This is a genomic window from Desulfonatronum parangueonense, assembly GCF_054656975.1.
This window is the reverse complement of sequence record NZ_BAAHXH010000003.1, coordinates 1,087,402-1,099,202: the sequence shown is the minus strand read 5'-3', so window position 1 is coordinate 1,099,202 and position 11,801 is coordinate 1,087,402. Positions and strand designations below refer to the sequence as shown.

Below are 11,801 nucleotides of genomic sequence, written 5' to 3'. Positions count from 1 at the left end.
TTTCTCAACCAACACCATGCATCCAAAATCCCAAGCTCCCCAATCGCATCCGGGCCATCCTCGGCATGAACGGCCTTTGGACGGTCCCCAGCCTTCCCATGGGACAGGCCACCCGTCAGGCCATCCGTCTGGACAATCGGGAACACCGCCCATCGGCCACCCCCACGGCCATCCCGGTGCGCCGAAAACCCTGGAGGACGGCTCTCCCCTCTGCCGCCTGATCGCCTGGGAGGTGACCCGCTCCTGCAATCTGGCCTGCAAGCATTGCCGGGCCGAGGCGCACATGGAACCCTACCCGGGGGAATTCTCCACCGAGGAAGCCAAGGCGCTGATCGACACGTTTCCGGAAGTGGGCGACCCGATCATCATCTTCACCGGCGGTGAGCCGCTGCTCCGGCCGGACATCTTCGAGCTGGTGCGTTATGCCGACGCCAAGGGCCTGCGCTGCGTCATGGCGCCCAACGGAACCCTGGTCACCGCCGAGAATGCCCGCCGGATGAAGGATTCCGGCATCCAGCGGGCGAGCATTTCCCTGGACGGTCCGGACGCCGCCAGCCATGACGCGTTCCGCGGCGTGGAGGGCGCATTCGACGCGGCCATGCGCGGCATCGAACACCTGAAGGCCGTGGATCTGCCCTTCCAGATCAACACCACCGTGACCCGGAACAACCTGGGCCAGTTCAAGGAAATCTTCCACCTCGCCGAAAAACTGGGCGCCGTGGCCTGGCACATTTTCCTGCTCGTGCCCACGGGCCGGGGCGCGAACCTGGGCCGGGAAGTGATTACCGGCGAGGAATACGAGGAAGTCCTGAACTGGTTCTACGATTTCCGCAAGACCACCAGGATGCAGCTCAAGGCCACCTGCGCCCCGCACTACCTGCGCATCCTGCGCCAGCGGGCCAAGGAGGAAGGCATCCCGGTGACCATGGACAATTTCGGGCTGGACGCGGTCAGCCGGGGCTGTCTGGGCGGGACGGGATTCTGCTTCATCTCCCATACCGGCCAGGTCCAGCCCTGCGGCTATCTGGAACTGGATTGCGGACAGGTCAGGGACACGCCGTTTCCGGAAATCTGGAAGAAATCGAAGCAGTTTTTGGAATTTCGCGATCAGAAAAGCTATCAGGGCAAGTGCGGGGTCTGCGAATATCACAAGGTCTGCGCGGGCTGCCGGGCCCGGGCCATGACCATGAACGGCCACTATCTGGCCGAGGAACCCTTGTGTACCTACCAGCCCAAAAAATCAGAAAAAGCGGATTTAAGCCATGGATGACGTCGACAAGAAGATTCTGGACCTGATTCAGACCGATTTCCCCATTGATCCCCGCCCCTACGCCAGGATCGGCGAACGCTTCGGGTTGACCGAGGCCGAGGCCCTGGCTCGGGTGCGGGCCTTGAAAGGCAAGGGCATCATCCGCCGCATCGGCGCCAATTTCCAGTCCCGCAAGCTGGGCTGGACCAGCACCCTTTGCGCGGCCATGGTCCCGGAGGACAAGCTGGAACTCTTCACCGCCGAGGTCAACCGACATCCCGGCGTGACCCACAACTACCTGCGCCAGCACATGTACAACGTCTGGTTCACCATGATCGCGCCCAGCGTGGAAAAGGTTCGCGAGACCCTGGCCGAGATCACGGCCAAAACCGGAATCGAGATCCTGAACCTGCCCGCGGTGAAGACCTTCAAGATCAAGGTGGATTTCCCCATGGCCCGGAAAGGCCAGCAGGAATAGCACCTGCCACTCGACGCGAACGGCTGGGCATGGAAAACATGACCCAGCCAGGCAGCTCTTTAGAAAAAACCACCCGTCAGCTTACCGTATCTTCGGCCTCGTCCTTCTCCGGCCACTGGGCCAGGCAGTCCAGGATCTCCACAGTTGCGTCCAGCACCTCCTGCGGGATGCCGTCCAGATCCCCTGCCCAGTCATCCTGATCGCGCCCGGGCAGCTTCCCGCCAGCTTCCCCATCACCCACCTGCCCTGCCCGCATCGCAGGGCCTTTGTCCGGATCAACAGCTGATTTGCTCCTTGAATAACCACCCAACACCATACGCAAACCTCCTCAAGCCCACGTTTTTCCACCCACTCCAATTCCCTCAGCCACCTGGAATAGCCCCCTGGACCTCTGCCCCCTGATCTCCTCCTCAAGCTCAGTGCCCCTCCTGGGAGCGCCGCACCCCAGTGCGGCAAGTCGCGAATTCCCGCGTCACTTCAGATGTTCGCGCTCACATCGTGCCGCACTGGGGTGCGGCGCTCCAGGGCTGCGTCCAAAGCATTGAACGGCAACGTTCCAAAGAAAAAATCTCTAACCTCTGACCTCTGCCCACTGATCTCTGATTTCTACCCTCCGCCTTCCGTCTCCAACCTGCAGCACTGGCTGTAATACGCGGCGCAGTTGCCCATGTCCGTCTCACGGATCTCGATGATCGCATTGGGCCCATGGCCCAGGCTGACCCACCCGTCACGGCGGATGATCACGGCCAGCGGGTGCAGGGTCTCGTCGATCCCTACGGTCACGGACATCCGTCCCAGGGGGGTGGCCAGGAAAATCTCCGCGTCTTTGTCCAGTTCCGACAGGTCGGGATTGTCCGGCGACACCCATATCCTGGGCAGGCCCTGCTGTTCGGCCTCGGGGATCTGGGAATGCATGTATTTGCCCCGCACCAGGGAAAGCAGGCGCAGGGAATACTCGTCGTCCTCGTCAGGTTCCGTATCCAGCGAGTCCGGGAAACGATAAAGTCCGTCCGGATGGGCAAAGCGCATTCCGGCAAAGGCCACCTCCGGATGCTCGGCCTTGGCGAATCCCCTGCTTCGGAATGTGTCCAAATCCATGTCCAAAGGACTCAAACCGATCCGCAGACATTCCTCGACTTCAGGGAAGACCACCGGCGGTTCCAGCCGGGCTCCCAGATCCCGCAGGATGTCGAAGTCGGACCGGCACTCTCCCCGAGCCGAGACAGCCCGGCCGGAATAGTTCACGTAATCATGCAGGCACGAGCCCAGAATCTCCTCGCGCTCCAGCATCAGGGCGGGCGGAAGCACCACGTCCGCGCATTGGGCCGTGTCGTTCCAGAAGGCGTCCACGCAGACCGTGAAAGGACGCTCCAATGCCTTGGCCATGGCCAAACTGTCCGGGACCTGATTGACCACGTTGTGCCCGTCCACCCAGACGAATTCCACAGACGGATCGGCCCACTCCAGATCCCATGCCAGAGACGGAAGCAGAAAGGAACGTCGGGCTTCCGCATCCACCGCGCGGCCGGGGGATGAAGCCGACCACTGCCCCAGGTTTCGCCCGGATGCGATGTTGAAGTAGGCCCCGCCGCCGCTGCGGCCGATGTTTCCGGACAGCACGGCCAGGGCATTGATGAACCGCACGTTCTGTCCGCCGAAGACATGACGCTGCAGTCCCCAGCCGATCAACGAGGCCGTGGGTCCGGCAGCGGCATACCATTCCAGCAGCTCCCGGGCGTCATCGGGATTCACATCGCAGACCCGCAGCAATTCTTCAGGATCTAGGCTCAGCACAAGTTCCCGGAACCGAGGCCAGTCTAAGGCCGCCCTGGGCACATCCGCTGTAACGGCGTCCAGCTCCAGCAATCCCCGCATCACCCAGGCCGCCAGAAAACGATCCGTTCCCGGCCGGATGCGCAGAATTTTGTCGGAGAAGGCCCCGCTGCCGTCGCCTCCCGGGGAAACAGTCAACACCCGTACGCCACTGCTCCTCGCCCGTCGGACAAGCAACGCCGTGTGCAGGGACGACCGACCCAGATCCTTGCCCCAGTTCACGATCCGAGCCGCCTTCAGCAGATCAATCGGATCATTATGGTCCAATGCCCCGAAATCGCGCAAACAGGCCTCGATGCCTGCTTCATCGCACAACGATCCATGAATCGTGGATGATCCCAATGCCGCGAAAAAATTCAGGCTCGCCTGGGCCAGCACGCCGCGGTAGCCGTAGCCGCGGACATGGAGCACGGCATCGGGACGATCCCGCAGCGAATTCAGCCTGGAGGCGATCAGATCCAGGGCCACATCCCAGGATACCGGCTCGAATCCCCGCCCCCCATGCCCCGCCTGAAGCCGCCCCGTCTTTCGACGCTTGCGGATCATGGGCTGAAGAATCCGCTCCGGCGCATCCAGCCGCTCGAAGAACCTCGCTCCCTTGCGGCAGATCAAGTTCCCGGTGAACGGATGATCCGGGTTGGGGCGAATGGTGCGGGTGTGCGGATCGGCCAGGAAGGAGCAGCCGTCCGGACAGTCGAGGGTACATGCGCTGATAGTTGACGATGTTGTTCCGGGACTGTTCACTGATCCTCTATTACTCGACACTGTTCATGCTCCTCTTCCAGTTCATCATGAATCCAGATCCAGCTCGGCCGTGAAGTAACCCACGACGACCTTGCTGCGCACCCGCACCGGCAGTCGCGATTCATCCGCTGTGACCCAGATCTGCAATGCGGCATCCGGGCTTTTGCGGAACACGCCGCCCAGGTCCTGCAGGTCCGGCTCTACGACGAAACAGTCGAATACCCGGTCGTCGATGCTGATCTCCTCACGGGCGACCACTCTTGCCACTCCCTGGACGAGCTTCTTGCCGTCGGAGACCGGAACGCTCAGTTCCTCGCCCACTTCCAAAGGCTGGGTACGGAAGACATAGAAGATGGACAGCGGGTCGAAGGTACCGTCCACCAGTTCGGCCCCGTCCCTGGTCTGGCCCTTCTCGCTGATCCGAGCCACCTGACGGTTCCAGTCGAAAAGCACGTCCACGTTCCGATGACGCGAGCGTTCCTCCTCCTGCTTGTTGAAGGCAAGGGACCGGCTCATGTCGATCTCCGTGAAGGAGTCGATGTAGTTGCGGTAGCGGTAGAAATAATCGGCAAAGGAGTTGGTTCGGGTGGTCATCACGAAGTGGTGCGCCGGTCGACCGTGCAGTTGTGCCCTGGGATGGACTTCCAGGGTGGCATGGGCCGCGGGAATGACGCCCCAGCGGACGTTGTAGCGCAGGACTTCTCCGGGCGAAAATGAGAACTCATGTGGTTCAGGGTGTTCATCGCCCGGCATGGCGACGGAATGCCCAAGGAAGAGGCCGAGACCCGCGCAGACCACGATGGTCAACATGCAAAACCACATTGCTCCCGCAAATACCCGGCGCGGGCGCACCGGTGTTGTCATTGGGCGCGACTGGGAGTGCTTGATGAAAATGATCATTTTTTTCTCCGAAAATCAAAAATACGACCACGAACCATGGCTTCCGGCCCGAACTTGTCCCGTATGGCGTCCAGGGTCCGGTCCAGGGTTTCGTCCACGCGGTTTTCTTTAGGTTGGAACAGTGAAAGCTGACTTTGCCCGCTGGAAAAATTGGAGACGCTCAGCCCGATCAGGCGGACCTTGCGGGCAAGTTTCTCATTGTCCAGCAGGGAGGCGGCGGACTCGAAAATCACCCGCGTCGAGTTGGTGGCCTCGCCAAGGGTCCTGGAGCGGGTGATGGACTTGAAATCGCTGTACTTGAGCTTCAGGGTCACCGTTCGCCCCTTGTGACCGTCCCGGCGCAATCGCCGCCCCACGCGCTCGGCCTGGTCCAGAAGCCAGCGCTTCAGTTCCTCCCGGTCCTCGGTGTCCTCGGCAAAGGTGTTTTCCGCGCCCTCGCTCTTGGCCTCATACTCCCGGACCACCCGCCTTGGGTCAATGCCACGGGCGCGGTCGTACAGCAGTTCCCCCCACTTGCCGAAACGCTCTCGCCAAAATTCTTGGCTAAACCGCTGCACGTCCCCGGCAGTCCGAATCCGGAAGAGGGCAAGCTTCTCCACGGCCCGCGGACCAACGCCGGGGATTTTCGAGATGGGCAGCTGATTCAGAAACGCCTCAACCTGATCCGGCCGAAGGATGAACAGCCCGTCCGGCTTGTCCTGGTCCGAAGCGATCTTGGCCAGGAACTTGACCGGCGCCATGCCCACGGAACAACGCAGTCCGGTCGCATCCAGCACGGCCCGCTTCAGGTCCGCGCCAAGCTGCTCTGGCGGACCGAAAATCCGCTCCTGGCCGGTGACGTCCAGGTAGGCCTCGTCCACGGAAGCCTGTTCCACCAGCGGCGAAAACCGTTCCAGGACCGCCATCACGCTTCGGGACGCCTCGCTGTAGCGCCGCATCCGACCCGGCACGAATACCCCATGGGGGCAAAGCCTCTTGGCCTTGAACATGGGCATGGCGGAATGAATCCCGTAGCGGCGGGCCTCGTAACTGCACGCGGAAACCACCCCCCGCTCCGAGCCGCCGACGATCACCGGTTTGCCGCGCAATTCAGGGCGATCCAGCTGTTCAACGGAAGCAAAGAACGCATCCATGTCCACGTGCAGGATCAAGGTGGGGTGCGTGCAGGGTGAAATGTGGGGAGGAGTTTGCAAGGTAACTCAAGGAGTAGAAAACAGAAATCGTCACTGCTCGAAAAATATGGCAAAAATGGTCTGGATACCTGCCTTTGCGGCATGACGCGATTGCAAAGGTTCACATTGACGTCATTCCCGGGAAGGCGGGATCCAGTTGTAAGATAACGCAGTCTGTACCCGCGCTCTTTGAGCAGTTGCCGGAATCCAGAAAAAGTCATTTCATGAGTCTTGTCGCGGCCTTGGCTGGGAAGGTGGCAACTTCTCATAAAGGTCGGGCGATGAGGTTTTCTGTGCGAGGGATCCCTCCCTGCTCGGGGTTTTGTGATACAGCTACTGGGCCGTGCTCCAGCCGAAACCTGGTCCTGAGTGCGTTAAACCGCTGCCGCACTGGGGTGCGGCGCTCCCAGGATTTCTCCCTTTGGTGCCGGAATTTTTGTGTTGTTATGAAAAAGGTGGTCCCAGACGTCTTGTACCCGCCAAGCGATAACTGCCGGTCATCATGATCATGAGTATATCCAAATCGCGGCAACTATCCAATCAAAAAAGGGCGATCCTGCGGATCGCCCTTTCTTTCCGGGATGAAAAAGAAACGGACTACGCATCAAAGACAAGTTCGAGAATGTTGGAATCCCCCTCTCGCCGATAATGCTGGGACCGGCTCATTTTTTTCATCAGCAGAATCCCCAACCCTCCCTCCTGGCGGTCATCCATATCCAGGGTCACGTCTGGAGGGGGCATGGAAAGCGGATCAAAAGCCTGTCCCTGATCAGTGAAACGCACCAGGAATCCCTGCCCATTTCCCTGGATTCCACACGCCAGTTCCACGCCCCCCTGGTGATCCGGCGGATAGGCATTCTTGAATATATTCAAGAGCACCTCTTCCAGGACCATGGAAATCTTCAAAGACACGGCGGGTGGCAATCCCGCCGAATCTGCGCATTCCTGGAGAAATTCCTGGAACCTGTCCAGTGAGGAAAAATCCGCCGGCAAGGAAAGGCGATGCGATTCCGGAGGATTATTTTGCTGCAAGCGCCGCCTCCACGGAATCATGCACCGGAAAGATGGAGGCAAAACCGGAAATATCAAAAACCTCCTTGACCATGGCGCTCATCCCGCCAAAGGACAATGAACCGCCCTGGGCCTTGAGCTTCTTGCCAACGCCCAGGATGACCCGCAACCCAGCGCTGCTGATGTATTCCAGGCCGGAAAAATCCACGATCAAATCCACATTGCCTTTTTCCACCCAGCGCATGCATTCCTGCTCGAAAGTCGGCGCGGTCACGGCATCCATGCGTCCGGTTGCCTTGATGGTTACAGCCTTGTCAACATTCTTGCTCTCAAAATCCATGAATCCTTTCCTCCCAAAGATGAATGATACTCCGGCAACAGGCCAACCAAAGGCCTGTTCTTCTACATTCCCATGAAGTCCTGCCTGGTATAGCCTTCCGGTATATCGAAGCTTCCGGCAGGGGGGGGCATTTTTTTATGCTCCAGTAGTTCTTCCCTGGAAACGATGGTTGCGCCCATGACCGTGGCCCTGCTGACAGTCAGCACCGAGACGCCCTTGATCTTCTCCATTTCCCTGATCAGATCGTCAAAGCCCTGCTGTCCGGCCATCATGGCATGTCCGATCTTGTGATACACGCTCATGTCCACATCGATGTCCTCGGTGGCGCAGATCTCGGAGACGGTATTGCCCATGGGCATCTTCATGTTCAATTCATAGACCCGGCAGTTCCAGTCGTTGACGGTCTTGGTAACGCCGGTATCCCTGACGCTGGCGTTGATCTTCATCATCGCCCCCATCATTTCCGCCATCATCTGGGCCATCTGCTGATCGCCCCCATGCTCGCCCATGATGCCGGACATGGCCTTGGAAAGATCCAAGGGGATCTCGGCATAGGTTCTCTTGTCGTGATCCAGCATGTACATGACCTGCTTGTCCCCACGCATGATCACCGACGAACTTGTACCGGAGTTCATCCGCGCCTTGTTGCCGCTCAACCATGTCTCAACGATTTCCTCCGTGGCAGGCTGCTTCTGGCCCATGACCTCATAGGCCTCGTTCACATGCCGGATTTTCAGGTAGTCATCCGCCCATGACTGCGTTGCCACAGTCAATAAAAACATCATTACGATCAAGCACATTGTCTTTCTCATTGCTCACTCCATGGCTCGGGTTGTCTTGTCAGGTGATCATGTCCGTATTCGGCCCATTCATGAAATACACAGTACTTCTCTATGAAGCAGACCGTAAAATGTCCAGATACCCGGCCCAGATTCTCCAGGCGACTCTCGCCGGTCGATTGGTCCGGGAAGGCGCCAGGTTGCGGTCCTGGAGATGAACCTCCAGGAGCTTGGTCCCTCCTCCAGAGCAGTGCTGAACACGATGTGGTGTATTGACAATCTATCGTTCCGCACAAACCCAGCAGCGTGGCCCATTTTTGGTGTCCTGAGGCAAGGGACAAACGGAGAAAAATGAATAATCGCGGGAACTATTCAGCACATACTCTGTGGTCACTCGTCAGAGCTGGATTCCGGATTTCGCCGGAATGACGTATCATACTACATCCTTTCCAAGATAAGTCATGCCGGAGAAGGCCGGTATCCAGTCCGATTTTTTTCGGATGAGCTGAGTAGTTACAAATCGTGTATGTCCCACCTTGCAAGCCAGCCGGTCCCATGTTTGCACTCCAGTGTCGTCAATCCCGAGCCGCGATGCAAAACACTTAATGCATTATGAAAATGTTGTTGCACCACGCATTATTTTTTTTAATCCCTATTGCATTCGCTACAGTTCATAACTAAACATATTGTCACTGAAGGGGATTGTCTCAGGTCTTGGCTCACTTTTTTTCCCTCATACCGTTGGATTTGATATGACCTTCCTTGTCCATGATACCTTTATTTGAACGTTGACGTATTCTCAATCCATGACCAACGTTCAAGTGTTTTCTCTTCCGAAACATTCACCCGTTTCTTTAGATCCAAGCGTATTCACATACAAAATCGGGGGCATAATGTCCGCCCTTTGTTTTGAAGTCATGGCCGGCAACTGAGGGTTCTTTTTTGCCCCGCGCTGAGTCGTGCCAACCCCTGGCGATATATGTATCCAGTGAATTGAAACCAGTTTTTGGCTATGCGGAGGAATGATTTTTATGCGGAAACATTTTGTTGCGGTCTTTCTGTGTCTTGCTGGAGCTTTTTTGATTGTCGGCACGGCGTGGTCCGAGTCGCTTGAGGGAGAAGGGCAGGTGGTTACATTGAAGAGCGCGATCCAGCATGTTCTTCAAACCCATCCTGAAATAAAGGCTGCCTCTTATGGAAGAATCGCCAGAGATTGGGAAGTTGTGCAGGCGCGGGCGAATTACTTTCCGACCTTGGACGGTTCGGCTACCTGGGGGTATCAGAAGCAGGTGCGTCCTGATATCTCTGACGATGTCACCCGGCCCCAACAACAAACCATTGGCCTGCGCCAGAATGTATTTCGTGGCGGAGCCGATCTTGCTGAAGTGAACCGTCAGAAAGCCCGTGTGGAATCGCAAACACATATCGTGCAGGGTACGTCAGAAAATCTGGCCCTTTTGACGTCCAGGGTCTACTTGAATGTGTTGCGCAACATCCAGTTGCACGAACTTGCCAAGGAAAATCTCCTCAATCACGAACGCATAGCCGACCAGGTGAACCTGAGGATGGAATCCGGCCTGGATACTCGGGCTGAAATGGATCAGGTCGTCGGCCGCCTGGCTTTGGCGCGATCCAATATTGTTGCAACGCAGGCAAATCTGAATGATGCAATGACGGACTTTCAGGCCGTAGTGGGCATCTTCCCTGGTGATCTCGAATTTGTCGCCCCATTGGACATTTCCTTTCCCCCGACATTACTTGAAGCCGAAATTGCAGCCCTGGAAGACCACCCCATCATCAAATCCGCTATGGCGGACGTGGAAGCCAGGGAAAATCAGCGCAAGGTAGCTCAGCGTCTGCAGTATCCTCGTTTTGACCTCTCCGCGGATTACAACTGGAACAAGGACGTATTTCCTGTCGACGGCAGACGCGACTTTTGGGCTGTGGCCGGAACGGTCAGCTTCAATTTTTTCAGCGGCGGTCGCGATTACGGACGAACCCAGGAAACCATTAACCTTGTCAAGGAAGCAAACGAAATCCTGGCGAACTCCCAACGCGAAACCACCCAGTCAATTCGACTTTCCTGGGAAGCCAACCAGGCCGCCAAGGAACGCGTCGCCTTCCTGCAGGAATATGCCGAAGCGGCCCAGGCCACGGCGGACGCCTTTTCCACGCAGTGGACCATTGGCCGGCGCACCATGTTTGACCTTTTGGACACGCAGGCCGAGGCGATCAACTCCAAGGCCGAACTGGTCCGGGCACAATATGAACTGCTCTACACCGAATACAGGATTCTGAACAGCCTAGGCCGGCTTGTGCCCTCACTGGGTCTGGAATGGCCCAAGGAAGGTCGTGTTTCCGATGATGGATAGAACGACATAACCGGAGACTCTCCCCTGCCCCGGACATCGACATTCTTAAGTTCTTGAGCGCATTGAGGTTCGGAAGAGGACTTCATCTGCAGCAAACCATGGAGGATGCATTATCGCTCCACCGCATTTGAAGCAGGTGGCGGATCAACATGCCGGCACCAACAGGTCACATGTCTTGTGTTGGTCCGCCTTATTTGCGCTTATTGCTGAAACAATCCCGTCTGAATGTTTGTGGATGTCATGAAGCGACGAAATTACCGTACTTGGCTGTTTGCGATCTTGATCGCCGCGGCGGTTTGCCCCAGCGCTTTTGCCGACGAAAATTTCCGGATCAATCGGGAAATCTTGAATCAAGCAGCGACCCGGTACGGGGAAGGTGCTGTGACCCGTCTGCTGGAGTGGGAAGATATGATCCGCAACACGGACAGAACCAAGTCGGACCTGGAAAAACTGGAAAAGGTCAACCAGTTCTTCAACACGCGAATCATGTATGTCACCGACATGGAACTCTGGGGCGTGGAGGACTATTGGGCCACCCCCTTCGAGTTCCTGAGCAGAAACGCTGGGGATTGCGAAGATTTTGCCATCGCCAAGTATTTTACCTTGAAGGCCATGGGCGTAAAAGAGGAAAAGCTGAATATCATGTACGTCAAGGCCTTGCAGTTCGGAATCGCCCACATGGTTCTCGCATACTACAGTACACCGGAGGCCGAGCCATTGATCCTGGACAATTATATTGATGCCATCCTTCCAGCATCGAAACGGCCCGACCTCCTTCCGGTATTTGGTTTCAACGGAAGCGGACTCTGGTCTGCCAGGCAGAGGGCGCAGGGCAGCCTCCCCGGTCGCAGCGAACGGCTGAGGCCATGGCAGGAACTACAGTCAAGAATGCCAATGGACGGGCTGTAACTAGAAGGAAAAAC

12 protein-coding genes are annotated in these 11,801 nt (G+C 57.6%); 5 read left to right on the top strand and 7 right to left on the bottom strand.

The window, feature by feature from the left end; translation table 11 throughout:
- The first annotated feature begins 16 nt into the window (after positions 1-16).
- Together ahbD and ahbA are read left to right on the top strand one after the other, a co-directional pair.
- A complete protein-coding gene (ahbD, locus tag ACYQ15_RS05255) occupies positions 17-1,270 on the top strand; it encodes a heme b synthase (RefSeq protein ID WP_459936474.1) in 1,254 nt (417 codons plus the stop codon).
- A complete protein-coding gene (gene ahbA / locus ACYQ15_RS05250; protein ID WP_459936473.1) occupies positions 1,263-1,727 on the top strand; it encodes a siroheme decarboxylase subunit alpha in 465 nt (154 codons plus the stop codon). The genes ahbD and ahbA overlap by 8 nt, the downstream gene beginning before the upstream one ends.
- A gap of 76 nt (positions 1,728-1,803) precedes the next feature.
- Here ahbA and ACYQ15_RS05245 read toward each other — a convergent pair whose 3' ends face one another.
- The 7 genes from ACYQ15_RS05245 to ACYQ15_RS05215 all read right to left on the bottom strand — a co-directional run bounded on the left by ACYQ15_RS05245 (position 1,804) and on the right by ACYQ15_RS05215 (position 8,539).
- Positions 1,804-2,043, bottom strand: coding sequence for a hypothetical protein (locus tag ACYQ15_RS05245; protein WP_459936472.1), 240 nt, complete (start codon positions 2,041-2,043; stop codon positions 1,804-1,806).
- Positions 2,044-2,333: 290 nt separating this feature from the next.
- Positions 2,334-4,325, bottom strand: a complete 1,992-nt coding sequence (locus tag ACYQ15_RS05240) for a molybdopterin-dependent oxidoreductase (protein WP_459936471.1) — start codon at positions 4,323-4,325, stop codon at positions 2,334-2,336.
- Between the two features lie 24 nt (positions 4,326-4,349).
- Entirely contained in the window at positions 4,350-5,204 is an 855-nt protein-coding gene (locus ACYQ15_RS05235; RefSeq protein ID WP_459936470.1) for a DUF3108 domain-containing protein, read from the bottom strand.
- Positions 5,201-6,397 (bottom strand): DNA polymerase IV, encoded by a 1,197-nt coding sequence (locus tag ACYQ15_RS05230; protein ID WP_459936469.1) that lies wholly within the window; start codon positions 6,395-6,397, stop codon positions 5,201-5,203. The genes ACYQ15_RS05235 and ACYQ15_RS05230 overlap by 4 nt, the downstream gene beginning before the upstream one ends.
- A gap of 576 nt (positions 6,398-6,973) precedes the next feature.
- The gene (locus tag ACYQ15_RS05225; RefSeq protein WP_459936468.1) at positions 6,974-7,408 is read right to left on the bottom strand and encodes an ATP-binding protein; all 435 of its coding nucleotides are present in this window, start codon (positions 7,406-7,408) and stop codon (positions 6,974-6,976) included.
- A complete protein-coding gene (locus ACYQ15_RS05220; RefSeq protein ID WP_459936467.1) occupies positions 7,395-7,727 on the bottom strand; it encodes an STAS domain-containing protein in 333 nt (110 codons plus the stop codon). Before ACYQ15_RS05220 ends, ACYQ15_RS05225 begins: the two co-directional genes overlap by 14 nt.
- A gap of 62 nt (positions 7,728-7,789) precedes the next feature.
- Positions 7,790-8,539 carry a hypothetical protein gene (locus tag ACYQ15_RS05215; RefSeq protein ID WP_459936466.1) on the bottom strand — a complete coding sequence of 250 codons (750 nt, stop codon included), beginning with the start codon at positions 8,537-8,539 and terminating at the stop codon, positions 7,790-7,792.
- A gap of 59 nt (positions 8,540-8,598) precedes the next feature.
- On the opposite strand from ACYQ15_RS05215, the gene ACYQ15_RS05210 reads away from it, so the two are divergent.
- From ACYQ15_RS05210 to ACYQ15_RS05200, 3 genes are all read left to right on the top strand, one after another.
- On the top strand, positions 8,599-8,724 hold the full coding sequence (locus ACYQ15_RS05210) for a hypothetical protein (RefSeq protein ID WP_459936465.1): 126 nt from the start codon (positions 8,599-8,601) through the stop codon (positions 8,722-8,724).
- Between the two features lie 813 nt (positions 8,725-9,537).
- Positions 9,538-10,878 carry a TolC family outer membrane protein gene (locus ACYQ15_RS05205; protein ID WP_459936464.1) on the top strand — a complete coding sequence of 447 codons (1,341 nt, stop codon included), beginning with the start codon at positions 9,538-9,540 and terminating at the stop codon, positions 10,876-10,878.
- Positions 10,879-11,118: 240 nt separating this feature from the next.
- On the top strand, positions 11,119-11,787 hold the full coding sequence (locus ACYQ15_RS05200) for a transglutaminase-like cysteine peptidase (protein ID WP_459936463.1): 669 nt from the start codon (positions 11,119-11,121) through the stop codon (positions 11,785-11,787).
- The last annotated feature ends 14 nt before the right edge of the window (positions 11,788-11,801 follow it).

What these genes read in the sequence shown, in the direction of transcription:
- ahbD (WP_459936474.1), top strand. Translation starts at nt 17, where the DNA reads ATGCATCCAAAATCCCAAGCTCCCCAATCGCATCCGGGCCATCCTCGG.
- ahbA (WP_459936473.1), top strand. Translation starts at nt 1,263, where the DNA reads ATGGATGACGTCGACAAGAAGATTCTGGACCTGATTCAGACCGATTTC.
- ACYQ15_RS05245 (WP_459936472.1), bottom strand. Translation starts at nt 2,043, where the DNA reads ATGGTGTTGGGTGGTTATTCAAGGAGCAAATCAGCTGTTGATCCGGAC.
- ACYQ15_RS05235 (WP_459936470.1), bottom strand. Translation starts at nt 5,204, where the DNA reads ATGATCATTTTCATCAAGCACTCCCAGTCGCGCCCAATGACAACACCG.
- ACYQ15_RS05220 (WP_459936467.1), bottom strand. Translation starts at nt 7,727, where the DNA reads ATGGATTTTGAGAGCAAGAATGTTGACAAGGCTGTAACCATCAAGGCA.
- ACYQ15_RS05215 (WP_459936466.1), bottom strand. Translation starts at nt 8,539, where the DNA reads ATGAGAAAGACAATGTGCTTGATCGTAATGATGTTTTTATTGACTGTG.
- ACYQ15_RS05210 (WP_459936465.1), top strand. Translation starts at nt 8,599, where the DNA reads ATGAAATACACAGTACTTCTCTATGAAGCAGACCGTAAAATGTCCAGA.
- ACYQ15_RS05205 (WP_459936464.1), top strand. Translation starts at nt 9,538, where the DNA reads ATGCGGAAACATTTTGTTGCGGTCTTTCTGTGTCTTGCTGGAGCTTTT.
- ACYQ15_RS05200 (WP_459936463.1), top strand. Translation starts at nt 11,119, where the DNA reads ATGAAGCGACGAAATTACCGTACTTGGCTGTTTGCGATCTTGATCGCC.